We start from the raw sequence: 26,240 nt of genomic DNA on the forward strand, positions 1-26,240 counted from the left end.
ATTCCTGAATTACCATATAAGCCTGAATTAATTTAAATATTTCCGAGTAATGCGGGTATTGATTGAGCACCACAAAAAACAATTAGCACTCTAATTATTTTTTAATTAACTTAATTTTTTATTTATTTATTTGTTTTATTCTTTTTTTTCAGCAATAGTTATGCCCAGACACAACCAAAGTACATATTTTTATCCATTATTTTTTGAATATTTCTATCAAAAAAAATAGTAAGAGTAGTTTGCAAGAAAAATGTATCACACTCTACCTCTGCAACCTTTAGAATGCAGATATAATGCGGCTTGAAGGTTAAAGGGGAAGAAATATCATAACCTTTCTCAAGGAGAGTTGCATGAAGCGCTTTTGTCATAATTCAATGATTTTCGTGAGATATATGTTTTACTCATCTCTCATTTCTATTGCATGGCAACAAAGTTCATTAGCACAAGGTCAGGCTCCTGTGCCTCAAGTGGCTGAGTACGGATATAAAATACTGAATCGTGTAAACGCTCAAAATGATGGAAAACTTAGAAGAGTCTTAGCCTCACAATACGTTAATGAGAGCGGCGTCACACAAATATACTTACGCGTTCTTAGACAACAACCTGATAATAATTGGATTTCTTTTTTAGAAAAATATGAATTAAACAGTAGTGGCGGGGTTGTTTTTTTGCAAGAGTCGCAAATAAACGATTATAGAGAAATATTTCCGCCTGAAAAAGACCCTATCAAAGGCATGGCCGTAGTCGGTAACGAGGTAATAGTACTAGTAGGTTCTAAAATTAATGACATTGTTCGGCAAAAACTCGTATTTTATAACAAAAATACGCTCAGTTTTATTAGAGAATCTGCTCCGTTATTATCTAATGGAATGGCTTTATCTCCAAACCCGGATACGGCCTCTAGTTATCCATTAGTGATGAGTGACTTTAATGGTAATGGTATTCGCTTGATGAGGCTTGATGGCATACAACAAACGACACCAAGTACCGTTGTTGTTTATAGAGGCGTCGGAACGCCAGAGACAAAAGCAGGAAAATTTAGCGCAATACAGATTGTTCCCCAAGGGGGGGATAGGTACAAAGCTTATGGACAGGTCTGGCAATCAGACATGGTTTTAGCATGGGAATGGTCTAAAACCAATGAAGCACAGATTTACAGAGTCACTGACTTTGCAAACTTCGCTGGTTTCCATCTTGAGGATCTTTATCAATATGATAAGCCAATAGTGAAATCAGATGGTTTTCTGGGGACGTTATCGTATGACGCGAACACCAATAACTTCTGGATAACGGATGAAAGATTTCTGAGTTTGCATGGGGTTAGTATTACCCCACTCTCTAAAAAATAATCATTGAAGTCATTCATTTGCTTATCGCATATATACAAACTCGGTTATTTTTAGGATGATATCTATGACTTTTTTACATACAAGTACCATAACTGCCGTACGCTTTGTTTTGTTTTCCTGCATTATAACAACCTACAGTCAGAATACGCTGGCTGCAAGTGTTCCTATTCCAAGCTTTAATTACAAAGCCCTTAATACATTTTTTCATGATAAAAATGATTACACGCAAGGTTTACAATATGTCTATGAGCTAGACCGTGAAGGAAAAGAACAGGGTTATATGTATGAAACAACTGGACGTAATGGATTCGCAAGACTGGTTAAATATAGAATAGGCAATAACAGAGATGAAATATGCGAAGCCAAGATGCCCGATGAGGCATTTGGTGAGGGCATGACAGTATTAGGAGATAAAATTTACGTACTCACTTATACAGAAAAGAAGTTATACGTCTACGGTAAAGATTGTGTAAAAATAAAAGAAATAGATTACCCTTATGAAGGCTGGGGAATAACAACGGATGGTACTGACCTTATCACTACCGATGGTTCTTCCACGGTACGTTATTTTTCCGTTAATGATGAGACAATAACGATTACAGAGAACCCCTCCAAAGCTATCAATGCAAAAATCAATGGCATTGAGGTAGGTAAACTCAATGAGCTAGAAATGATAAATGGGAAAATATATGCCAACGTCTGGAAAACAGATATGATCGTCATTATTGACCCGCGGGATAACGGTAATATTAAACGTTGGATTAATATGGCTGGCCTGCCAATGTATACCGGAGAAATCGAGAGGACAAATGAAGTTCTTAATGGTATTGCCTACGATGCAAAAGAGAACAGATTATTTGTAACAGGGAAACTCTGGCCTAATCTTTTTGAAATATGTTTATCTAACGCAACAAATCCCGCTGATCCAGAACTTTTGCCAGCGAAATGTCCAGGTCAATAGGATTTATTTGATCTGTACTCTGCCATTTTTCAATCAGCAACTGCCGGAAACTATATGCCAAAAGTCCAATAATAGTCCTAACAGTGCCTCCTTATTGCACGCGAGAACCGCTGGTGATTAGTGCGGGCAAGGCGTTAACCGTAAAGTTTAGTGGGCTAAATAAAACGGTCAACAAAGCAGCGCCGTAATATGTCCAAATGACCTCAGCCCTAAGGGTAGTATCCCTCAAGGCCGAGGTCATTGCGCACCGTGTTAAGCCATTTTTTAGCCCAAGACACCTTGAACTCACGCTCTGAGGATTATGGCGCGCATCACAGTCCCCTTTTAACATACCTCCTCTTAATTAAGCTGCTCCACACCGCTGCATTTTACGCTTCTGACGGGTGGCAGTGATGAGAAACGCCGATACGCCGTGCCCTCTTCATTCAGGGTTTGCTATCCCTGGTATTCAAGCCTTGCGCTTCCCTTGTTGTTAACTAGACTTGATTGAGAAAAACTGCATTTTCCCTATGCGTCACAACAAATGTACTGACAGTTTTTTCATCGCTTGAAAATCAAAAGAACGGCAACAAAATATTTGCTGTAATTTGGCCAAATCCTCAGGGCCATGCCTTCGAGAGGCTAAGAGAGAATGATGTGAGTACCAATTATGAAGCGTTATTCAATAACAGTTACGATCGGATCACAGCCAAAGATCACGGAGACGCTTTTTTCTCTCATTTCTACAGATTGTTTATTGAAAGCACGCAGGAACTGAAAATCCTTTCCAACGCCGAGCTTCATCAAAAGCAACAAAAAATTATCTATAAATCCTTTTTCTACATGCTCTCGGTGGCAAACACCCATATCGTTTCCGACTATCTGGAGCATGTTGCCAGAGAACAAAGTTCCGAAGGGCTGAATCTTCCAGCCTCGGTTTTTGCCTACTGGCGTAGGGCAGTATTGCAGACAGTGCGTGAACTCGATCCGCTGTGGAATGAAGAGGTGCTCACTGCATGGGCTATTTTTATGGCCCCTGGATTGGAATTCATGCGGCGTCAGGCTGAGTTGCACCATGATGCCAATAAAGGCAGGTATAATGAACGCTAATCTGTTGTTGCCTGCGCTGGATGCAGCCAATGCAGCATTGCTAATCTACGATGCGGATGAACGGTTGCGTTATTGGAATAGCAAAGTTACAGAGTATTATCCTGATTTACATGGCAGGATCAGGCAAGGTGTTACTCTGAAAGAGATGATCGATTTCATTCTCGAAACCGACCATCCCGCTTTAGACGAACAAAGAAAGTCGAAACTTGCAGAGGCTTTATTTCATCAATATCGGCAGGAAGCGCACTCTGAGGTCCGTCACCTAGCCAAACGTACATTTTACATTCAGCACCATCGGATAGCCGATGGTGGCATCATCAGTCTGCATACCGATATTACCCATTTCGCTGATATGAACAGCGCCAGACAAGTGTTAAATAACAACTTCATTCTGGCAGCAGAAACTTCACGTATCGGGATTTGGGATTGGGAATGCTCTCAGGATAAGTTGCAGGTTAATGATGCACTGTTATTGTTGTTAGGAGTTAACCGTCAAAGTGGCGAGTTTTCCTCGGCACTTTGGCAACAAGTGATCCACCCCGATGACTTATCCCTGATACTAAACTGCGTTCATGAAGCCAATAATGCAGTATTGCCGGTTTTTGCCTGTGAGGTGCGCGTTAAACACCAAAGCGGGCACGAACGATGGGTTCTAATACAAGGGCAAATCGTCAGCTTGGGAATCAAAGGGGAAGTACAGCGAGCCATCGGTACCCTACAAGACATCACCGAGCGTAAAGAGGCAGAAGCCTCATCTCAACAGGCAGTCGAACTGGCCCACGCCGCCAATCAGGCCAAAAGTGAGTTTCTGGCTAACATGAGCCACGAAATCCGCACACCAATGAACGGTATTCTAGGCATGACACAGTTGTGCCTGGAAACTAATCTTAATAAAGAACAACGTGATTACATCAATATGGTGTACTCATCAGCGCGCGCTTTATTAAAGATTATCGATGATATTCTCGATTTTTCGAAAATTGAAGCGGGTAAAATCGTCCTTGAGCTTGAAGACTTTGCTCTGCGCACCCTGATACACGAAATTACACGTCCTTTGATGCCTAAATTCTCCGAGAAAGGGCTTGAGCTGATTGTCGATATTGATCCGAACGTACCCACACTTCTACACAGTGACGCACTGCGCCTACGGCAGGTCATTACCAATTTGATTGGTAATGCCCTTAAGTTCACCCATACCGGTGAAGTCGTTTTGCGCGTTGCACCGGCCCTCTCCGCACCGGATATGCTGACGTTCAGTATTATCGATACGGGAATTGGTATCGCGGAAGATAAACAGGCAATCATCTTTGAATCTTTCAGCCAGGCAGACAGCTCAACGACTCGCAAATATGGTGGGACAGGGCTGGGATTGACCATTTCAGCCCGGTTGGTTGAAATGATGGGGGGCAAATTACAGGTTTCCAGCCAGCCTCAGCACGGTAGCCGTTTCTATTTTTCTCTGCCCATCAATGCCGATAACGGCACTTCATCTTCCCGTCCGGCGATCGCATTGCCTGACTGGTTAAAGGGAATGGATGTTTTGGTGGTGGACGACAACGAAACCAATTTACGCTTGCTGTTTGATATGTTGCGCAATACTGGGCTTAAACCCTATACGGTCAATTCAGGTAAAGCCGCTCTTGAATTATTGAACACAGGCCAGCGTTTTCCGTTAATTTTACTGGATTCGCAAATGCCAGAAATGGACGGCATGGCGCTTGCGTTGGAAATCATGTCCACGCCAAGTTTACGTCAGTGCAAACTGATCATGTTAAGCTCAATGGGAAACCGAATTGATACAGGTGTTCTGCGAAAAGTCGGTGTTTCAAGTTTTTTAACCAAGCCCATTGATGGCGCAGAATTATTAGAGGCTATCATTTCAGCTTTTAACCCCGAAGACGTCCCACTTCCCAAACCCATTATTGACGCACCAGTACAAGCTCCAAGTAATGGTTTACATATTCTGATTGCCGAAGATAATCTTATAAATCAACAATTGGCGATCAACTTTGTCCGTAAACTCGGCCATACTTGCCAAGTGGTGGGAAATGGTAAACTGGCGCTATTAGAACTTCAGCAAAACCATTACGACGTGGTTTTAATGGATCTACAAATGCCCGAGATGGATGGTATTGAAGCCGTCCAACATCTACGCGCCGCTGAATCGCAGCAATCGTGCAAGCATCTACCGATTATTGCCATGACGGCACATGCCATGAAAGGCGACCGGGAAAGATGTCTGTCTCAGGGATTTGATGGATATATCAGTAAACCTATCCTGTTAGATAATCTGGGCAGCGAAATCCAGCGGATGATGACTAACAGTCCGCAGCCTCTTGATGAAGATATTTTTGACTATGCTCAGGCACTGGCTCAGTTAGGGGCTGATAAGACGTTGTTCGATGAATTGACAACCATTTTCCTTGAGGAACTCCCTTCCCTGCAAGCCGCGCTGAATGAGGCTATTGAAAAACAGGATATAGAAGCCATTCGGCGTAATGCACACCGACTCAAAGGGGAATGTCTCCATTTTGTGTGTCAACCATTGGAAAGTAAACTGGACCATATCGAAAAAGCAGCTGCGCTAGGGAGGATGGACGATATCTTAGAGCAATATCATGGTCTAAATGAATTATGCCAGCGGTTGCAGGCGGCACTGATAGCGCTAAAACAGCAAAGGTGACCAGCAGCATGGTGATAACGTTACCCTGTGATAGGTTGGGGCACAACCTAAGCGGTGGTCCCCCAAGTGCTTAAAAGGCCATGGCCGTAATCTCATACGCTGTTACTTGCTAAACTTTTGCTCAACGTGAGCAGGTTTCGCCCATTCACGGTTTCATAATGCACACTATCCATTACCGACTGGATAAATATTAGCCCCATTCCCCCTTCTGGCCATCCAGAGGGATTAAGCGGATCAAGAGAAAAGCCGGGGGATTTTGCCGAATTCTGTAAAATATCAGCAGGGATCGGTAAGCCCGGATCGGAAAGCGTTAATATCAGTTGTTGACCATCAAGGGTCAAATTAACAATAACATTCTGATTATCATCATAATTCACGGCATGCCTGACAATATTGGTAAATGCTTCGCTTGAAGCCAGATCAACCTGAAAAACAACGGCTGGATCCAATGAGAAAGGTGCCACAAAATCATGCAGCCCTTCACTCAGTTTCGCAAGACTCGCCAATGATGCCGGTAAACACAGCGTAGTGTTGGCACTTGCCATACGGTTTCTCCTTAATACACCGTTAGCGATATTTAGCGATTCATTATTTCAAGCGCCGCTTCGCGATCGCTACCAATCGTGAAAATGCGGTCCATTCGCGTCAGTTTGAACATGTTCTGAATATTGCTGTTAAGAGAACAAAGGGCTAAATCACCACGTTCGTTGAGCATTTTGAGCATGGAAACCAGAGCACCGAGGCAACTACTATCAATAAAATCGACCTGGCTGAAGTCCAGCAAAATACTGTTTTTTCCCTGTTGGATAAAAGATAAGATATCCTGTTTGAATATCCCCGCCACCGAGGCATCCAAGCGACGTACTAGAGGAGTAATAATTTCAACGCCGTTCTCAGACTGGATCTCAAAGTTCATGACAGCTCCTTATTTACTGTGCAACCGTTGAAAGGCTGATACGTTCAATCGCCATCAGCGAAATATCATCAGCAAAAGGTTGGGGTGATATTACCCCTGACTCCCGACTATTCTCATATTCACTACAGCACCAGGCATTAAGCGCATTTTCCACCCGCGCGAATACCCGATCCTTCGCTAGGTCACGGCATTCAATCAGCAACGCCTGCAAACGCTGCTCGCCGTAAAGTTCCTGAAGGTGATTTTCACATTCAATAATCCCATCGCTATAAAGATAGAGCCTATCTCCCATCTCAAGGGTAAAAGGAGTGTCCTGGTATTCCGCATCAGCAAACAACCCCACTGGCATTCCCCCTTCCCCAACAGAAGATAATTCACCGTTAGCGCGGATAATAAAGGGGGTCGGATGTCCTGCCTGGCAGAGAACGCCGTCACCCGTCGCAGTATGGATCACGCCATAAATCAGCGTGTAGTAGCTGACCACCTGTTCATTATCCAAACAGAAACGTTGATTTAATTCCTCAACAACTCGATGCGGCGCAACCGGCATCCGCTCACCATCCGCCGTTTGATTCAGCAACAGATGGTTGCTAATACGACCCGCAAGAAACTCCCTGGCCACCGCCAACGAAAGCATGGCTGCACTGACGCCATGGCCTGCAACGTCAACGCTAAAGAAAGCAATATGTTGCTCCCCTAAAGGAAAATAGTTCAGTGAGTCGCCCGACACATAAGCCGAAGGTAAAAACATCCAATCGAATTCAAACCCGGACAAAAACAGATTGTGGGTTGGCAAAAAACTGTGTTGCAGTTTGGCCGCGGCTTGCAGGTCGGATTCTATCTGGCGGTAAGCATAGGAGAGTTTTTCATTACGAGCCGCCAACGTGCTTTCCAATAACAATACACGCTCTGCCGCATGCAACCGTGCACGAAGCTGGCTGTGGTTAACCGGCTTTGACAAGAAATCATCGGCACCGGACTCCATCCCTGTCAGCAAATCCTCAATGGATTGTCTGGCCGTCAGTAAAATCAAGTAGATATAATGACCAAAATCGCCACTGCGTATGGCTCGACACAATGCCACGCCGTCCATAACGGGCATTTCCCAGTCACTGATAACGATATGGATAGGGTGTTGCGCCAGCTTTTGCAATGCCTGTTGGCCATCTTCCGCCTCACAGACATTAAACCCCCATTTTATCAACGCCGCCGCCATCAGATGTCGATAACTTTTTGAATCATCAACAATCAGCACGGTCACCTGCAGCGGTTCCGCTGGAGGACTTTGAGTAAGTAGCTCCATACATGATGATCCTTTACCTGAAAAGGCTGTATTCAGCTCAGCTTGATGATACCTCTGACAGAGAACGCTATTCGCCCCGCCAAGAGTATCGATTTAACGTTCGACGACCTTGCAGAAGTGGTACTTAGCCTCAACAGCTAATCCCCCAAATTTCCGATGCATACCCTTTGATTGTACGATCGCTCGAGAATCCCCCCATACCTGCAATATTTAACAGTGCCTTTTGGTGCCATTGTTGTGGTTGAGAGAAATCGGTGAGCACCTGATGCTGGGCAAGGCAATAGCTGTCAAAGTCGAGCAGATGACAATAGTGATCCCCTTCTACCAGCATGCGATAAATCGGTTGAAAGAGAGAAGTATCAAGATTGAACCTGCCCGATACCAGCGCATCCACGGTTTCTCGGATAATCGGGTTGCTGTGGTAAATTCGGTTATGGCAACCTGAAGCCCGGTTGGCGCTGATTTCAGCCGCAGTGGCCCCAAACAGGTAAAAATTCTCAGCGCCCACAGCATCACGGATCTCAATATTCGCTCCATCCATGGTGCCTATGGTCAAAGCACCATTCATGGAAAACTTCATATTACTTGTCCCCGACGCCTCCGTTCCGGCAGTCGAGATCTGTTCAGAAAGATCGGTGGCGGGAATAATATGTTCAGCCAGGGAAACTTTATAATCTTCTAGGAAGAGTACTCGCAGTTGCCCTTTGGTACGTGGATCGTTATTCACCGTTCTCGCGACTTCGTTAATCAGTTGAATGATCAGCTTGGCCATTGCATAACCTGGTGCCGCTTTTCCTGAGAACAGATGTACCTTCGGCTGTATTAACGTATTACCTGACTCCACGATCCCCAGATAGAGATGTATAACATGCAGAATATTCAGCAATTGCCGTTTGTATTCATGAATACGCTTCACTTGGCTGTCAAACATCGCAAGCGGATCGATTTTAATACCTTGGCGAGAGGAGATAAGCTGGCAAAGTGCCTGTTTATTCTGAAGCTTGATATTTTGAATTTCTTCCACGGCACCGCTATCGTTCACTAATTTCTTCAGCCGTTGCAATTTATCAAGGTCGGTCACCCAGCCAGCGCCTAACTGACGAGTGAGAAACGCTGCCAGTCTCGGGTTAGCTTGTTGTATCCAACGCCTTGGCGTGACACCATTAGTCTGATTGGTGAATTTCTCAGGCGAGATAAAATAAAAGTTTGGCACCAGTTCCTGCTTAATCAGCTCAGAGTGCAATTTAGCGACTCCGTTCACCTTATGGCTGCCAACGATAGCAAGATGTGCCATGCGAATTTTCTTTTCCCCCTGCTCTTCAAACAGCGATAATGACGTCAGCAACTCTGGTTTTTTTGGCCATTTTTTGGCCACATCGGCAAGGAACCGGTGATTGATTTCGTAGATAATTTGCAGGTGGCGCGGCAATAGTTTCTCGAACAGGGTGACTGGCCAGGTTTCGAGTGCTTCAGGCATCAGTGTGTGGTTGGTAAATGCACAGGTTCTCTGTGTAATATCCCAGGCGGTAGACCAATCCAAGCGATGTTCGTCAACCAGAATGCGCATCATCTCTACAATCGCCAGAGCAGGATGCGTATCATTTAACTGTATCGCAACCGCATCTGGCAATGCAGTAATATCGTCTGACTTCTCGGCAAATTCCTGAAAAACATCACGTAAGGTACAAGCAACTAAAAAATACTCTTGGGTCAGGCGTAATTCTTTTCCCGATTGGATCTCATCTGCCGGATACAATATTTTTGAGATATTTTCAGAGGCTATTTTTTGGCTCACTGCTCGCAAATAGTCTCCACGGTTAAAAATATGAACATCGAATGAATCAGAGGCGCTTGCGCTGTATAAGCGCAGCTTGTTAACCGTTTTTCCACCGTAGCCTGTCACAAAATAATCATGAGGTACGCCAACAATCACCTTCCAGTCCATCCACATGGGATTGTAATTGCCGTCAATATCTTTGCTTTCCTCTATATGCCCACCAATAGGGATCAACATCAATTGCGAATAATGATCAATCAGCCAAGGTGAATGGATAGAATGCCAATCGTCTGGTTGTTCAACCTGCCTGCCATTATGGATGGACTGTTTAAATAACCCGTATTCATATTTAATACCGTGCCCCGAAGCCGCAATATCCAACGTTGCCATAGAGTCAATAAAGCAGGCAGCCAAACGGCCCAAGCCCCCATTACCCAATGCAGCGTCCGGTTCCTCTGCGATAATATCCCCAAAATCAAACCCTAACTCGCTGAGCGCTTGATGAGCAGCAGGAAAAAGCCCTAAATTCATTAAGTTATTACGCAACGACTGACCCAGTAGAAACTCCATGGAGAGATAATAGAGCCGCTTCGATTTCGCTTCTTTCTGGCTACTCTTGGTAGTAAAGAAACTGTCTAACTGGAAATCTCTTACCGTTAAGGCTAGCGCATTGAAAATATCGGCATGAGTTGCATCTTTGAGCTCAAGACATAAGCTGTATCGCAGCTTGCTGATTAAATTATTTTTAATCTCTTCAACTCCGGGCATTTCAACAGGCGTTTGCTTTGTATTCATGGTAATCCCTATCTAAGCTGGATATCCGAGTCGTTATCCATGACACGTGAAGATGGGTAACAGGAAAAATTCTCTGTCAAGTGTAGACGGCTTTCAGTTTTCAAGGGTGAATTTGCGAAACATCAAGTTGAAATAATTCAGACGTATATAAGTTCGTCACATTTTGCATTACCGGGGTGTTCGCGCTGCCCGACAGAATGCAAAACCACAGAGTAAAAATCAAAAAAACGCTCGTGAACCAGACTGGCTGATCGCCTATGCTTTGCACGTTGGTCTGGAAAATGGATTTAAGCTTAAAAAATAGGCAAAAAAGGTATTTTACCTACAAAAGGCATCAGACTTTTCACCCTCATTGGATAGGGTTCGGTACAACAGAGTAACAGAATTCATGGTCAGGTAATTTTTAAAACTCCTTTCCAGTCTCCTAACCATCCAGTGATCAACATATGAATACTTGATCACCATGGACGGTGGCGGTTGAACGATACAATCCATCAGTTTCTCACGGGTAAGTATGTTGTTAGCTTTATCCTCACCCTGTAGAGAAACGATATAAACCTGAAAGATTGGCTTTATCAGATGAATACCGATAATTATCCGTTGAACACCTCTTTCATTTTTCTGTTGGCACACACTGACAGCATAGTGTCCACTTCACCATAGCTATGCCGTTGATAATTTTAGTTTTTTTATAAAACCATTATTATGTACTTAAAAACTGTGCAAATACTTGCCTCTGTGGTTTGAGGCTGCGAATTCTCACAGTTCAAGGCATAGCGTAAAGTGGACCACTATTGTGAAAAGTGATTTAGACTTTTACCAAGGATAACCAGCCTGTGCTTTGATGTCTTCAATAGATGTCAGACAGATCCACATACAGTATTGGGGGATACGGTTACGATCAAGCGTGTCGGGGTCGATACCGTCATATTTACCCTCGAAGTAACGGTACTTGGAAAAATCATTGTCGACTTGGGATGCATGAATATGTAGCGTTAGAGTATCGATAACATTATCGTTGAAGCTTTCCATATCTAAAATGCGCTCGCGACTGTTTCTCAGATAGTCTTCCCAACGTTCGTTGGCAGTAATTTCAGCAGCATACATCGATAACACACCACGGTACCATCCTGGCCAAGTCCCCCAGTTTGTTTTATCGGTTCCAAACTCCTCAACTAACTGTTGACACCAATACATCTGGCGTTGCAGGAATGGAATCATTAATTCAGTACTTAGGATTACTGAGTGACCACACCCAAAGCGGTGCCTATGTTCAACGCCATGTCGGTGGCAAAAATCGAGCATTTTTTCACGGAACTCTGCCAAGAAATAGTAATTACCTCGGCCATATACCGGAAAATTCGGCTTAAAGTTTGCCATATTAGGGGTTAGGAAAACATCGGCATCTGTGCGTAGCAACCATTGATACTGTTTCAGTATCGGATCAATGTGTGGGCCTATGAGACAAGCAATGGAATTGATAAAATTATAACCATGAAACTGGGGAGAGCCTTGTGAAAATGGCTCCTGAGGGATCAAGATAATACCGGGTTCTTTCGGCAGTTGCTCACTCAGTGCAGGATGATGAACCACAATCAGGTCTGATGTTGCCCAACAACCACTATAAATCCAGCTTTTATAAATCCAGTCAAATTCTTTTAGCATCCTCTGCGAGTTGTCAATATACATCATGATGCCTAAATTTTTATCCTGCATGGTCATTGCTGACTTTCCTCATTTGCATTCGTCGCCTTTCCGTATAACAATATTTTTATCAGATACTTACTGAAGTATATTTCAGATAGGTGAACCAATTATTTAATAATTAATCGAATTTTGTTTTTTCCTACTAAGGCACCTGACTTAGCGAAAATTTGGTGGATTTTTTAAGCTACCAGAAGATAAAACATGTCTGCCGAAGATACCACTTCTTCTTCCGAATACTTAATTTGCTCTTTACATAGCATATTAACCACTTCGCCCCGGTCAATACCGTTTAGGCTTGCCGAAAAGAAGTTGAATCTCCGGATCAGGCGTATTCGCCACTTGACATTTCGGTGTGTAGATTTTCATCAAGACAACACTATTTTTAGTGACGAGATCTCGTATCGACCCTAGTGACAAAACGCCTTGCGGAAGAAACGCAAGGCGGCTGAGGTATCCCGTTTGGTCGCCAACTGCAATCATGTTACGGTCTATGCCGAGTTCAGGATCACTCCCACTCAATCGTCGCGGGTGGTTTACCGCTGATATCATAAACGACGCGGGAAATGCCATTCACTTCGTTGATGATACGATTAGAGACGCGGCCTAGGAAATCGTAAGGCAGGTGTGCCCAGTGAGCGGTCATAAAATCGATGGTTTCTACTGCACGCAGTGAAACCACCCAATCGTATTTACGGCCATCGCCCATCACGCCAACAGAACGCACCGGCAGGAACACGGTGAAAGCCTGACTCACCTTGTTGTAAAGATCGGCTTTGTGCAATTCTTCGATGAAGATCGCGTCGGCACGGCGCAGCAGATCGCAGTACTCTTTTTTCACTTCGCCCAATACGCGTACGCCCAGACCCGGCCCTGGGAAAGGGTGACGGTAGAGCATGTCATATGGCAGGCCCAGTTCCAGACCAATCTTGCGCACTTCATCTTTGAACAGCTCTTTCAGCGGTTCAACCAGACCCAGTTTCATCTCTTTCGGCAAACCGCCCACGTTATGGTGTGATTTGATCACATGCGCCTTACCGGTAGCAGAAGCGGCCGACTCAATCACATCCGGGTAGATTGTCCCCTGTGCCAACCATTTCACTTCGCTTTGCTTGCACGCTTCTTCGTCAAACACTTCGACAAATACGCGGCCAATGATCTTGCGTTTAGCTTCAGGTTCATCAACCCCAGCCAAGGCGCTCAAAAAACGATTCTCTGCCGCAACGTGAACAATGTTCAGGCCGAAATGATCGCCAAACATTGCTAGTACCTGGTCGGCTTCGTTAAGGCGTAGCAGACCGTTATCCACAAACACACAGGTCAGACGCTTACCGATGGCACGGTGCAACAGCATAGCGGTAACAGAAGAATCTACACCGCCAGACAAACCGAGGATCACGTGATCCTCGCCAACCTGTTCACGAATGCGCTGAACAGCGTCTTCGATGATGGTAGCTGGCGTCCATAACGCTTCACAACCACAGATATCCAGGACAAAACGTTCTAAGAGACGCTGCCCCTGGCGGGTGTGCGTAACTTCTGGGTGAAACTGCACACCGTAAAAACGTTTTTCTTCGTTGGCCATAATGGCAAACGGGCAAGTATCGGTGCTGGCAATGGTCACAAAGTCAGATGGAATAGCAGTGACTTTATCACCGTGGCTCATCCATACGTCCAATACAGGTTTTCCTGCCGAACCGATAGCGTCTTCAATATCACGGGTCAGCGCACTTTGTGTGATGAGTTCTACCTGCGCATAACCAAATTCACGCTCATTGGAACCCTGCACGTGGCCACCCAGTTGCACCGCCATGGTCTGCATGCCGTAGCAGATACCAAACACTGGCACACCGGCGGTAAACACATATTCGGGTGCCCGTGGGCTGTTTAGCTCAGTGGTACTTTCCGGACTGCCGGAAAGGATGATGCCGCTAGGATTGAATTCGCGGATCTGCTCTTCGCTGACGTCCCAGGCCCAAAGTTCACAGTAAACACCGATCTCACGCACACGGCGGGCAATCAGTTGGGTATATTGCGAACCGAAATCCAAGATAAGGATACGATGTTTATGAATATTTTTTGTCATGTGGGGCAAATTCCAGCAACAGATAAAAAGAGCAAAAAAGATTTTTGGGACAAGAATACGTTCTCTTATCCCATGTTCCCCTCAGGGGAGCAGAGCATTAACCCATGCGGTAATTAGGTGATTCTTTAGTAATGGTCACATCATGCACGTGGCTTTCCTGAATACCGGCACTGCTAATGCGAACAAACTCAGCCTTGGTACGCAACTCATCGATGGTAGCGCAACCGGTCAAGCCCATACAGGAGCGCAGGCCACCCATCTGCTGGTGTACGATCGCTTTCAACATGCCTTTGTAAGCCACTCGGCCTTCGATACCTTCAGGTACCAATTTATCAGCGGCATTATCGGTCTGGAAGTAACGATCGGAGGAACCTTTGGACATCGCGCCCAGAGAACCCATACCGCGATAAGACTTGAATGAGCGGCCTTGATACAGTTCGATTTCACCTGGGGACTCTTCTGTACCTGCCAGCATGGAGCCGACCATCACGCAGGAAGCTCCGGCAGCAATGGCTTTAGCGATATCGCCAGAAAAGCGGATACCACCGTCAGCAATGACCGGAATACCGGTTCCTTCCAGCGCTTCCACTGCATCAGCAATCGCGGTGATTTGGGGAACACCCACGCCAGTCACGATACGTGTAGTACAGATAGAACCCGGGCCGATCCCCACTTTTACCGCGCTAACACCGGCTTCCATCAGAGCTTTAGCTCCGGCGGAGGTGGCAACATTACCACCAACGATTTGCAAATCGGGGTACTTGGCGCGGGTTTCGCGGATGCGTTGCAGCACACCTTCGGAATGGCCGTGGGAAGAGTCGATCAGTAGGACATCAACACCCGCAGCAACTAAAGCATCGATACGTTCTTCGTTACCGGCACCAGCCCCTACCGCTGCGCCTACACGTAGGCGGCCATGCTCATCTTTACAAGCGTTGGGTTTACGTTCTGCTTTCTGGAAATCTTTTACGGTGATCATACCAAGCAGGTGGAAGCTGTCGTCTACCACCAACGCTTTTTCAACACGTTTTTCGTGCATTTTCTGCAGCACGACTTCACGTGCCTCACCTTCTTTGACGGTCACTAAACGCTCTTTAGGCGTCATCACCGCAGTAACCGGTTGGTTCAGGTCGGTCACGAAGCGCACGTCACGGCCAGTAATGATCCCAACCAGTTCATTGTCTTCGGTCACCACCGGGTAACCCGCAAAACCGTTGCGCACGGTAAGTTCTTTAACTTCTGCAAGCGTAGTTGATGGCGTTACGGTCTGTGGGTCCGTAACTACGCCACTTTCATGCTTTTTCACGCGGCGAACTTCTTCCGCTTGGCGCTCAATCGGCATATTTTTATGAATAAAGCCCAATCCACCTTCCTGCGCCAGCGAAATAGCCAGACGAGATTCGGTTACGGTATCCATGGCGGCGGACAACATAGGGATATTCAGGCGGATGGTTTTGGTCAGTTGAGTACCGAGATCTGCCGTGTTAGGCAGGACAGTAGAGTGGGCTGGAACCAAGAGAACGTCGTCGAACGTCAGAGCTTCTTTAGCGATACGTAGCATGGGCAATATCTCACCAGGGTGGATGCGGAAAAGATAAAATATTGCCGCGGCATTATACAGAGCGTAATCGATTGCCTCCAGCACTTTCTCGCAAAACTTCTTGATTACCTTCAAAAGCGCTGTAGTATCGAAAAATTAAGTTGTTGTTTCGGAATTTGACCTGAGTCACATGTCACTACCTACTTCGCCGTCCATTTTTACCGTAAGCCGCCTTAACCAGACGGTTCGACAACTGTTGGAAATGGAAATGGGGCAGATCTGGCTCTCTGCCGAGATCTCTAACTTCTCTCAGCCCTCCTCAGGCCATTGGTATTTCACACTGAAAGATGACCGTGCTCAGGTGCGTTGTGCCATGTTCCGCACCACTAATCGCCGCACCACCTTTCGCCCACAAAATGGCCAACAGGTTCTGGTTCGTGCCAGTATCACGTTGTATGAACCCCGCGGTGATTACCAACTGATCGCCGAAAGCATGCAACCTGCCGGTGACGGCCTCTTACAACAGCAGTTCGAACAGCTTAAACAGCATCTTGCCGCAGAAGGGCTATTTGATCAGCAATTCAAGCAGCCGTTACCAAGCCCGGCTAGGTGCATTGGGGTCATTACTTCCTCCAGCGGTGCTGCACTGCACGATATTTTGCAGGTGTTACAACGGCGTGATCCTTCCCTGCCAATTGTGATTTACCCCACTTCCGTGCAGGGTGCAGAAGCGCCATTGCAGATTGTGAAAGCGATAGAAACCGCTAACCGCCGTGCTGAATGTGATGTACTCATCGTTGGCCGCGGTGGGGGATCGCTGGAAGACTTGTGGAGCTTTAACGACGAACGCGTCGCACGGGCAATTTTCTCCAGCCGTATTCCCATTGTCAGCGCCGTCGGCCACGAAACCGACGTTACCATTGCCGACTTTGTTGCCGATCTGCGTGCGCCAACCCCTTCTGCCGCCGCTGAACTGGTGAGCCGCAATCAGTTGGAGCTGTTGCGACAGTTGCAGTCACAACAACAGCGGCTGGAAATGGTGATGGACTATTATCTGGCGCAACGCCAACAGCACTTCACCCGCCTCAATCATCGCTTACAGCAACAACATCCTCACCTACGACTGGCTCGGCAACAGACACTGTTATTAAAGTTACAGCGCCGCCTAGAAGAGAGCATGCAGCAGCAACTGCGGTTCTCATCAAGGCGAAGCGAGCGCGTTCAGCAACGTTTGGCGCAGTCACAGCCGATGAACAGAATTCACCGTTTGCAACAGCGTATTCAGCAGCAGGAATACCGCTTGCAGCAAGGGATGGAACGTCAGCTCAATGCCTATCGCCAGCGCTTTGGCGTCGCCTGTAGCCAATTGGAAGCGGTCAGCCCATTGGCGACATTAGCGCGGGGTTACAGCGTGACGCAAACGCCGCGGGGGGAATTGCTGAAAACCACCAAACAGGCACAGGTCGGGGAAATGTTAACCACCCGCCTGCAGGATGGTTGGGTAGAAAGCGAAGTGAAAAGCATCAAAGTAGCGAAAAAAACGCGCAAGAAACGTGTGGTAAAATAAGAACCTACTCAATGAATCGGACATTAAGAGTGCCTAAGGATCAGAAATGTGGTGATCTGATCCTGATTGCAGTCAGAAGTTCGATTTATTCAACAAAGCCTCTGCCTGACCGTAATCGTTTTCTCATTGGGTTTGTCGACGTTGAGCGTAGCCAACGCCGTGGTGTTGGCACCTTGTTTATCGATGGTGATCACCTTGGGTTAGCCATGATGACAAATAGCTTTGCGAATTACTCATCGGTGAAGCGTGGAATGGTCGACGACAATACCGCGTTCGGCCATTATCTCTTCCAGATTACGCAAGCTCAGTGAGTAAGCCAGATACCAGCGAACACATAGCGCGATAACATAGATAGGGTAACGTGGGCGACTAAAGGCATTTCGGATCAAAGGCATGAGTAAGTAACACCATAAAAATACGGCATGTTACCCGACGATGCCTTAATACGACACAACTGCTATATAAACCTGCCAGGCGTCATGGTTGTCATCCGATTGCCTATCCTATCCAGCATCAAACCGACGTTGCTCTTCAGCTATAGCATGCTGAGCTTGGAACCCCGGGTAATGACCTTGTTCCAATTCGCCGGTGGCGGGCAAAGTCCCGCCTGTACCAGGCGCACATCCTGAACCCCAATGAATCGCCTATCTTCAGCAAACATCGATGACGCTATCACCGGAACCGAACCATTGTTTGTCGTTGTTAGCGCCAATGATATCACTTAGCTTTATATTCCCTAACAACGCGTTAATGCGACAGAATCAGTATTTACCCTTTAAATATCTTGGAAGCGTTATAAACTCCCTTCGATACAGAATTTCCTGCCTTATTTAAGGCGGAACTCATAGTTTTACCAATGTCTGAGCTTGAAGGTTGAAACATTTTGGTATTTCCACCTGAACCGTCCAGTGCTCGGGTAGCACCTCCCCTAATCTCATCGGTGTATTTTCCAGTATAACCGGTAACCGGTTTACCAAGTTTGTTGGCTAATTGTTGAGCTTGGGATGCTGGACCTCCGACTGCGCTATAACAACTCTGTAAGGTGACTCGGTTAACATGGCCGCCATTTTTATTAACAACGTCTTGAACTTGTTTTGTCAGTGATGAACCGGATGCCAGTTTGTCAGTTTGGGTAGCAAAAGGCATACCGTGCGTTTTTACCGTCATATTTTTAGTCCGCTGATCAAATGCATAGCTTGCTGCCCCGATATTTCCTGAGCTTATGCCTGACGATCTACCCGGTTCATTCATCAACCCTAAGGGATCAACCCATACAGTGGGATTAGGCGCATAGTGATAAGGGTTTTCGCCGCCAACTAAGCCGAGGGGATCAGGAGTAATAAAGCGTCCAATATCTGGATCATAGTAACGATATCGGTTGTAATGTAATCCACTCTCTTCATCGTGATATTGTCCCTGGAAACGCAGCGGTTGAGGCAGTGACACGCTAGGGTTCTTCTGCCATGGTAATTCCTGCTGCTGCATTTTTCCCCATGCTTTGTAGCATGCTCTCCAAATTATTTGACCATCTTGCGTCGTCATTTCCCGCGGGGTACCGATTTGGTCGTTATGATAATAGTAAATTTTTTTCGCCATTTTGGGGTGTGTTACAATTTGTGCCAGCGGTATGAAGCTGTCTTTTTCATACAAATATGTGATAGTTTGATCCGCGCTACTCTCATTCACCAAATGATCGTTATCCCATAAAAATATAAACAGATTATCTTGATTTTTCTTGTAAATCCGTCTTCCTAATGCATCATAACCGTATTCTGTTGTACGGTTATGATTTCCGTCCTCAATTACCTCGATGCGTTCAAGTTGATGCTCAGGATTATAATATAAGTAAACATACTTCCCGCCATCTGTAATTTTTTCACTAAGGTTTCCGAAACAATCATAAATATAATGATTGTTTTGATAGCGAATGAGGTGGTTATTTTCCAGTTTTTGATTATCAAATTTAGCACTAGAATCAATCAGATTATGCGTGGGATCGAATGCAAAGCTTTCTTCGCCACATTTAGTTAATCTGCCTAACAAGTCATATTGGTAGAGTGTTTCTCCTCCGTACATGTCGGACATTATTTTTAAATTTCCTGCTTTATCGTACTGATAGCGCCGCAATATGCTCGGGGATATAAAATCTGTGTCGCCGATGTTAGCTACAGCGTGCTGACTAATTAGTTGTCCTGTCGGACTGTAACGAAAATGGCTCGTCAGCTTTCCTTGGGTACGATTGATTTCACGGTGCATGTTATCCCGCTCAATTTCACACATTATCTCCCCATCGACGTTAATTTGAAGCAAATGGCCGGGCCCATAATAGAGATAATCTAATTGTGTCCCGTCGGGCAGCAGAGTTCGACTGCGTTGGCCATTATCATCATACTCATGCTGTATAGTTTGACTTTGCCCCATGACTTCACAGGTTTCCGATACTAATTGCCCCAATGTATTGTAGTGGCGCTTGATAATGCTGTGGGCATTTTGAGCTCGTGTCAGTAGCCCAGCGGCGTTATATTCGAAATAGTTATGAACCTTGGAATTTAGGGCTTCATTCCAGATGATTTTCTCAACAACACGCCCCAATGCATCATATCGCAGGGTTGTAAGTATCCCTTTCTCTTGTTTTCCTGGTACTGGCAAACCAAGTTCTTTTTTTTCAATCAATTGCCCATTAGCGTTATAACGGTAGCGGATAACCGCGTTATCAAAGGTTTTTTCACAAATAATGTTATCATTTTCATCATAGTTAATACGATATTCAGACCCGTTTTCGTTGATTAACTTAACCAATCGGCGAGCGAGATCGTATTGATAATGAAAGCTTTCACCACTAGCATTAATACGTTTAAGCGGTAGTCCATCAATATCCAATTGCCAGGCAGTCTGTGCACCCAATGCATCCCGTCGTCCTATTAGACGACCCAATGAGTCATAGGTGCAATACTCTTTCGAACCATCAGCAAATAAACTCGTGAGCCGTTTTCCCTGAAGATTATGGGTAAAATCCGCCAATGTGCCATCTGGGGAGGTAATAGTAGCGATACACGCTCTGGCGTCATAAGTCAGGTGTGTCGTATTGCCGGAACAATCGGTCCAAGAAGTCAGCAGCCCTGCAGAGTTATAGCTCATCTGACGTAATAAACCCTGACTACTTTTTATTGCCGTAGCTAATCCCCGGTGCTCATAAATATATTTCGTGCGCTGCCCTTGTGGGTTAATAATACTTTTCGAGTTGTTTTCTGGGTGATACTCATAATAAGTAGTATGGCCCATCACATCGGTTATGGTCGTGAGTTGTTGTTGAGAATTGTAGCAGAAGGTTGTACGGTGACCAGCAGTGTCGGTAAAGGTAGTTACTTTGCCGTATTGATTATAAGTATAGTGTGTCTGCTGCCCACCGGGTGTAATAAAAGTAACGGGGCGGTTGAGATTATCCAGCTTTGCTTGGGTAACATGCCCCTGAGCATCGACAAAACCGGTGAATGTCTGATCGGCATTGTACTGATAGCACGTAACACGTTGTAGGGGGTCAGTAACTCTTGTTTCCCCATCACGATAATCGAACAGCCAGACTTGTCCCAAATTAGTGGTATGCCGAACGACCTTGCCTTTAAGGGTATAGACATCATATTCGTAACGGGCAACCAGACCACCAGGCTGGCTATGTTCGGTAAGCATGTGATTAAAATATGAAAAATTGCGTCTAATCTGCCCTCGTTCATCATAAACCCCGATTAGATCGCCTTCGGCTGAATACTGATAACTTACCAATGTTTCTGGTTGTGATTTATTATTCTTTTCTGCCGGGTTCACCCTGTCACTTAATAAAACGACGCTTTGCAGGCGATGCGTTTTGTTGCCATCAGACAGTTGAAGCGTGATAAACCGCAGCTCTAGCCAGCGATCTGCGGCATCCTGAATTATCACTGGCAATCCGACATCGTTATAGAATAACCGAATAAGGTTGCCATTGGTGTCCTGTATGGCAATCAGAGGAAGGTATGGTGCTCTATTTCCCTGTGGGTCGTCTTCTCCTAAGTCAAGTGGAGAAAATAGATATTGTAGTTGGCGGTCTGACGTTGTGACACAATAGCAGCCATTCTCTTCCCGTGCAAAAAAGAATTGCTCATGGCGGTCGAATCGATTTTGCCCTATGTCAAGATGAGGTAATTTAATTTTTCTCCCCTGCTCATTCACTAAAACTATGTCATTATCCTTGCGTAGTAAACGCATTGAGAAGGGTAACGACCAACCTTGCCCGAACCAGCCATTACCGATTTGGTCAGAATAGTAACTACGCTGCCAGAAAAGTGGTAAGGCGGCCGGTAAAAAAAAATCAAGTTCGGTTTCACCCGCCATAAACTTGATGCCCAACACCGGGTTGACCGGGTTGCCAGCTCTCGGACAGTCCTTGCGGTTACCGGGTTTTCCCTTCTTGTTATCCTTGACCTGAAAGCCCTCATCTGTTCTGCTGGTTTTACTCTTAGTATTTCTTTCCGTTTTTCTCACTGCCTTTGCAACAAACTTTTCCTCTTTTACAACAAACTTTTCCTCTTTTACGAATGTCTTGATCCCTGCTTTAATCCCTTTATAGCCATACTTAACACCTTTTGTTATCTCTGCCGCACCTGGAAACCAATCCACCAGTGCGGAAAGATACGACAAGGTAGCCTCACCATAGCGACCCTCTCCATAATAAAGTGAACCGTTGAAAATGTCGGCGACAGAGCCTGCAACAGGAATAAGAGAAGCGAGATCCAACCCTGTATGTATAGGGTCTGTCACTTCCTCTGGCGTTGGAATTTTAGAGAGTTGTGCCTGTATCTCTGCTTGACGATCCCGTGCAAGCGAGTCTTGTTCCGCTCGTGTTAATTTCGGTTTTGTACTGGGCGGTATCCTCATGATATTAGAGTACGGAACATGGAGGTCTTCTCTGCCTACAGGAGGATTAGTGTCACCGCCCGATGAGTTGGGGCTGGATTGGTTGACAAGTGTTCCTATTGTGTTTCCTTCAGCCATACTGTCAATTATTCTCTCTGAAACTGCTGTTTATGTTGAACAGGTTTTTCTCACATATCACATATTTTGCCAATTTGGTATTATTACACCGGGGGTATAACTTCATTCACCCATACTCATTTTTTCTTACCCTCTGGAATATTCTGCAGCCCACTGAAGGAGAATGTCATAATGGTCCGCTGCGATATAGTGCAACTGAATCTCCGTAACATTAAGTTCTTCTGCCAGTGTGATTCGATAAGAACACTTTGCGGGCATTCATGTCGATAATTATCGTATCAAGTATCCTATCCTTGGTAATTCCAAGCCTAAATTCTATATTGAAAAAATAAACACGGTTTCTACCGGGATCTGAATACGAATATGTTGATCTGCGATTTCACTTGCCGGTATCGCGCAATGTGTTCGCTGGTATCTGGTTTACTCACTGAGTTTGCGTAACCTGGAAGAGATAATGGCCGAACGCGGTATTGTCGTTGACCATTCCACCGGCCAGACCATTGACTTCCTGCTAACCGCCAAACAGGACGCTGCAGCTACATTGCGCTTCTTTCGCAAAGCTATTGGTCATCATGGCGAACCCGAGGTGGTCACTATCGATAAACGTGGTGCCAACACCACAGCGTTGGCTGCGCTCAACGTCGACAAACCCAATGAGAAAACGATTACGGACAGGCAGAGTAAATACCTAAACAACCTGGTTGAGCAAGATCACCGAAATATTAAACGGCAGATACGCCCGATACTGGGATTCAAATCCTTTCGACGAACCCAAACAGTTAAGGGACACAGCCTAACGTTATTTTATGTTTCAGTAAAAGGATGGTGACCTATCATTGGCGGGCTGACTCAGCGAGGGTATCCACGTAGTGGACAGAGCGTGTAAGCATAGACGGCAGGTGCAGAGCTCCTCCTTGATCCCTCCCCCCGCCGTTAATTGTGGTTTCAGACAACACTACCATCTTTACGGCAATTCCCATTATATCAGCCTGACATAGACGAAAGCGTTGCATACGTAAGACGTGGTATATTCAGAGACTGCTCAATAGTAGAGTTGTGAATCAACCTAAATCACAGCCTATAGACATCCCGGCAAACGCCGTTGACCCACAATTCACGCGTCTCGCCATCGGGCAGAACAATACTCAGCGTTTGCCACGCTGGCTTAAAGTCACCCTCGGTTGTGATGCTCAACGTAATACGCTGATTGTCACTCACCGCCTCCCAGCGCAGCCACAGCGCGTTACCCTGCTGCCAATCATAGCTTTCACCGTCATCTTCAAACAATAACCCTGAAGAGCGCCCAGCCCCCTTGGTGGGGAACAGCCGTAACTGGCGGCTATCATCTGCGGCGTTATCCACATGCCCTAAACGTTGTGACAGCGGCACGCCAGCTCCGGCGCGAACCAGCAGTGGTAAGCGTTCCAGTGGCGCATCAAGAACAATGCTCTGACCACCACTGTACCATTGGCCACTATAGAAGCAGTACCAACCGTCACCGTTATCGGGTAGATAAACCTCACGCTGGCGCTGTCCCTGCTCTACCACACTGGCCACCAGCAGATCGCGGCCAATCAGGAAATCATCGCACTCGCGCAGAGTACGCTTGTCGTGTTCATGATCGAGGAACGTTGGCCGCAGCATTGGCTCATCGTCGGCACTGGCTTGCCATAACAGCGTATAAAAATAAGGCATTAGGCTGTAACGCAGATTGATCGCTTCGCGGACCATTGGTGTTGCTGATGGATACATCCAGGGTTCGTTAACGGTCGCATCATCATTCCACGAGTGGATGGTAAAACGAGGGTGCATTACCCCGTTTTGTACCCAGCGTACGAATAGTTCCGCATCCGGTTTATCGCCGGAGAATCCACCTACGTCATGCCCGACGTTATATAATCCAGATAAGCTCATCCCCAACCCCATACGGGTGTTGTAACGCAGGGTTTGCCAGTTGGTACGGTTATCGCCGCTCCAGGTCTGCACATAGCGCTGCATACCGGCACAGCCTGAACGAGAGATCAGATAAGGCCGCAAGTGCGGTGCGAAACGTTGCTGCGCCTCAAGGGAAGCACGCATCATGAGTAACGGCATAACCGGGCGAATATGTTTGATGGCAATCGGTTTGCCGAAACCGTAGCAGCGTGCCTCACCGTCCCATACTTCGTATTCGTTGTTGTCGTTCCAGGTTGAATCAATCCCCATTTCAAGCAATTGTTCAGTCACCCCCTGCTGCCACCAACGCACCGTTTCCGGATTGGTAAAGTCGAGGTGTGAACCTTCGTCATCCCAGAAACTGGAACGCTCAGGACTATCACTTTCTGAATCACGGATAAACAAGCCCTGTTCAGCCACCTGCTGATACTGTGGGTGATCCTGCAATAGGCAGGGTTTGATATTCGCCGCCAGTTTCAGTCCGGCATCGTGGAACGCCTTGCTCAATTGTTTCGGCTGCGGCACCTTGTCGTAGTTCCAGTTAAAAACGTAACGCTTGTTAGCAATCGAGGTATAACCGGAAGAGAGCTGGAACGAATCACACGGGATAGCGTGTTCACGGCAAAGCTGAATAAACTTTTGCAGTTGCTGTTGCGCATCCGGTGCATCGGTATAGTGCATGGTGGAACCGCTATAACCCAGGCTCCATTTGGGCCCAAAATGCGTTTTACCGGTCAGGCGCACAAACGCTTTAGTCACATCGAGTACACGTGGGCCAAGGAACAGGTAATAATCCAGGTCGCCCGCTTCGGCCTGATAACGGCGGTAAGCCAAATGGTAGTTGTCGATCTCATTACCCAGATCCAGCCAACAGCTACTCAGGTTGTCGTAGAATACCCCGAAGCTGACGTCTTCACGGTGCGTGATAGTGAACGGAATATGTTTATACAGCGGGTCGGTGCTCGCGGCGTTATACCCCATAGCATCGAGATTACGCATCTCAAAGCGGCGACCAGAACGTTCCAGATCGCCGGTTTTCTCACCCAGCCCGTAGTAACGCTCACCGTTGAATCGACGCTGGTAGTGCGCCACACCGTCGCCATGCGCATTAAGCAAGTAAGCGCTGGTTGGACGGTCCGCCGCCAACGGCAACCATTCTCCCGCAGGGTTACAATATTCCCACTCCAGCCACAGCGGTTGGTGTATGGTCACCCGCAGCTGCGCAGTTGCCACCGTCATGGTTTCACCCTGCTGTTGCAGGTGGTAACCCGGTAAGCCGAAACCAGCCACACTGAGACGTTCACGCCCTTCCCATGGCACATCCTCCTGCGGAGCGATACTCCAGGTTCGGTCCAGAGCTAACTCACCATTGCGCTTAATCAGCACGCGGAACAGATTGTTTTCCAGGACATACAGGCAGAACAGGTGGCGCTCATCCACCAGCAGTTCTACACGATCGGCGTACTCCCCCGCCAATGTCCAGTTTTTTAACGTTTTCATATGCATC

General features: G+C 46.4%; 15 protein-coding genes and 1 pseudogene. 6 read left to right on the plus strand and 10 right to left on the minus strand.

Features of this window, described 5'->3' with window-relative positions; genetic code table 11:
* Positions 1 to 350: 350 nt before the first annotated feature.
* The 4 genes from OK023_RS11245 to OK023_RS11260 all read left to right on the plus strand — a co-directional run bounded on the left by OK023_RS11245 (position 351) and on the right by OK023_RS11260 (position 6,082).
* Entirely contained in the window at positions 351 to 1,349 is a 999-nt protein-coding gene (locus tag OK023_RS11245) for a hypothetical protein (RefSeq protein ID WP_317692813.1), read from the plus strand.
* 64 nt (positions 1,350 to 1,413) lie between these two features.
* Complete coding sequence (locus tag OK023_RS11250; RefSeq protein ID WP_317692814.1) at positions 1,414 to 2,310, plus strand: glutaminyl-peptide cyclotransferase; 897 nt, start codon at positions 1,414 to 1,416, stop codon at positions 2,308 to 2,310.
* A gap of 636 nt (positions 2,311 to 2,946) precedes the next feature.
* On the plus strand, positions 2,947 to 3,399 hold the full coding sequence (locus OK023_RS11255; RefSeq protein WP_317692815.1) for a Globin: 453 nt from the start codon (positions 2,947 to 2,949) through the stop codon (positions 3,397 to 3,399).
* On the plus strand, positions 3,389 to 6,082 hold the full coding sequence (locus OK023_RS11260; protein ID WP_317692816.1) for a response regulator: 2,694 nt from the start codon (positions 3,389 to 3,391) through the stop codon (positions 6,080 to 6,082). The genes OK023_RS11255 and OK023_RS11260 overlap by 11 nt, the downstream gene beginning before the upstream one ends.
* A gap of 92 nt (positions 6,083 to 6,174) precedes the next feature.
* Here the strand turns inward: OK023_RS11260 and OK023_RS11265 are convergent, their stop codons facing one another.
* From OK023_RS11265 to guaB, 7 genes are all read right to left on the minus strand, one after another.
* Entirely contained in the window at positions 6,175 to 6,627 is a 453-nt protein-coding gene (locus OK023_RS11265; protein WP_317692817.1) for an ATP-binding protein, read from the minus strand.
* A 32-nt stretch (positions 6,628 to 6,659) separates the two neighbouring features.
* On the minus strand, positions 6,660 to 6,998 hold the full coding sequence (locus tag OK023_RS11270; protein ID WP_317692818.1) for an STAS domain-containing protein: 339 nt from the start codon (positions 6,996 to 6,998) through the stop codon (positions 6,660 to 6,662).
* 13 nt (positions 6,999 to 7,011) lie between these two features.
* Positions 7,012 to 8,301, minus strand: a complete 1,290-nt coding sequence (locus OK023_RS11275; RefSeq protein WP_317692819.1) for a PP2C family protein-serine/threonine phosphatase — start codon at positions 8,299 to 8,301, stop codon at positions 7,012 to 7,014.
* A 130-nt stretch (positions 8,302 to 8,431) separates the two neighbouring features.
* Complete coding sequence (locus OK023_RS11280; RefSeq protein WP_317692820.1) at positions 8,432 to 10,873, minus strand: glycogen/starch/alpha-glucan phosphorylase; 2,442 nt, start codon at positions 10,871 to 10,873, stop codon at positions 8,432 to 8,434.
* An 816-nt stretch (positions 10,874 to 11,689) separates the two neighbouring features.
* The gene (locus OK023_RS11285) at positions 11,690 to 12,595 is read right to left on the minus strand and encodes a hypothetical protein (protein ID WP_317692821.1); all 906 of its coding nucleotides are present in this window, start codon (positions 12,593 to 12,595) and stop codon (positions 11,690 to 11,692) included.
* A gap of 490 nt (positions 12,596 to 13,085) precedes the next feature.
* A complete protein-coding gene (gene guaA, locus OK023_RS11290) occupies positions 13,086 to 14,663 on the minus strand; it encodes a glutamine-hydrolyzing GMP synthase (protein WP_317692822.1) in 1,578 nt (525 codons plus the stop codon).
* 97 nt (positions 14,664 to 14,760) lie between these two features.
* Positions 14,761 to 16,224, minus strand: coding sequence for an IMP dehydrogenase (gene guaB, locus OK023_RS11295; protein ID WP_317697663.1), 1,464 nt, complete (start codon positions 16,222 to 16,224; stop codon positions 14,761 to 14,763).
* A gap of 169 nt (positions 16,225 to 16,393) precedes the next feature.
* On the opposite strand from guaB, the gene xseA reads away from it, so the two are divergent.
* The gene (xseA, locus tag OK023_RS11300; protein WP_317692823.1) at positions 16,394 to 17,770 is read left to right on the plus strand and encodes an exodeoxyribonuclease VII large subunit; all 1,377 of its coding nucleotides are present in this window, start codon (positions 16,394 to 16,396) and stop codon (positions 17,768 to 17,770) included.
* 101 nt (positions 17,771 to 17,871) lie between these two features.
* On the opposite strand, the pseudogene OK023_RS11305 reads toward xseA, so the two are convergent.
* Both OK023_RS11305 and OK023_RS11310 read right to left on the minus strand, forming a co-directional pair.
* Positions 17,872 to 18,165 (minus strand): annotated as a pseudogene (locus OK023_RS11305) (IS6 family transposase); the annotation flags it as partial.
* Positions 18,166 to 18,538: 373 nt separating this feature from the next.
* The gene (locus OK023_RS11310) at positions 18,539 to 22,798 is read right to left on the minus strand and encodes an RHS repeat-associated core domain-containing protein (RefSeq protein ID WP_317692824.1); all 4,260 of its coding nucleotides are present in this window, start codon (positions 22,796 to 22,798) and stop codon (positions 18,539 to 18,541) included.
* A gap of 376 nt (positions 22,799 to 23,174) precedes the next feature.
* On the opposite strand from OK023_RS11310, the gene OK023_RS11315 reads away from it, so the two are divergent.
* On the plus strand, positions 23,175 to 23,627 hold the full coding sequence (locus tag OK023_RS11315; protein WP_411569422.1) for an IS6 family transposase: 453 nt from the start codon (positions 23,175 to 23,177) through the stop codon (positions 23,625 to 23,627).
* Between the two features lie 242 nt (positions 23,628 to 23,869).
* On the opposite strand, the gene OK023_RS11320 is transcribed toward OK023_RS11315, so the two are convergent.
* Entirely contained in the window at positions 23,870 to 26,233 is a 2,364-nt protein-coding gene (locus OK023_RS11320; RefSeq protein WP_317692825.1) for a glycoside hydrolase family 31 protein, read from the minus strand.
* Positions 26,234 to 26,240 lie beyond the last annotated feature (7 nt).

The organism is Serratia sp. UGAL515B_01 (assembly GCF_033095805.1).
GTDB lineage: Bacteria > Pseudomonadota > Gammaproteobacteria > Enterobacterales > Enterobacteriaceae > Chania.

Bases quoted from the DNA above. Each gene is read 5' to 3' on its own strand.
- OK023_RS11245 (WP_317692813.1), top strand. From the start codon at position 351: ATGAAGCGCTTTTGTCATAATTCAATGATTTTCGTGAGATATATGTTT.
- OK023_RS11250 (WP_317692814.1), top strand. From the start codon at position 1,414: ATGACTTTTTTACATACAAGTACCATAACTGCCGTACGCTTTGTTTTG.
- OK023_RS11260 (WP_317692816.1), top strand. From the start codon at position 3,389: ATGAACGCTAATCTGTTGTTGCCTGCGCTGGATGCAGCCAATGCAGCA.
- OK023_RS11265 (WP_317692817.1), bottom strand. From the start codon at position 6,627: ATGGCAAGTGCCAACACTACGCTGTGTTTACCGGCATCATTGGCGAGT.
- OK023_RS11270 (WP_317692818.1), bottom strand. From the start codon at position 6,998: ATGAACTTTGAGATCCAGTCTGAGAACGGCGTTGAAATTATTACTCCT.
- OK023_RS11275 (WP_317692819.1), bottom strand. From the start codon at position 8,301: ATGGAGCTACTTACTCAAAGTCCTCCAGCGGAACCGCTGCAGGTGACC.
- OK023_RS11280 (WP_317692820.1), bottom strand. From the start codon at position 10,873: ATGAATACAAAGCAAACGCCTGTTGAAATGCCCGGAGTTGAAGAGATT.
- OK023_RS11285 (WP_317692821.1), bottom strand. From the start codon at position 12,595: ATGACCATGCAGGATAAAAATTTAGGCATCATGATGTATATTGACAAC.
- guaA (WP_317692822.1), bottom strand. From the start codon at position 14,663: ATGACAAAAAATATTCATAAACATCGTATCCTTATCTTGGATTTCGGT.
- guaB (WP_317697663.1), bottom strand. From the start codon at position 16,224: ATGCTACGTATCGCTAAAGAAGCTCTGACGTTCGACGACGTTCTCTTG.
- xseA (WP_317692823.1), top strand. From the start codon at position 16,394: ATGTCACTACCTACTTCGCCGTCCATTTTTACCGTAAGCCGCCTTAAC.
- OK023_RS11310 (WP_317692824.1), bottom strand. From the start codon at position 22,798: ATGGCTGAAGGAAACACAATAGGAACACTTGTCAACCAATCCAGCCCC.
- OK023_RS11320 (WP_317692825.1), bottom strand. From the start codon at position 26,233: ATGAAAACGTTAAAAAACTGGACATTGGCGGGGGAGTACGCCGATCGT.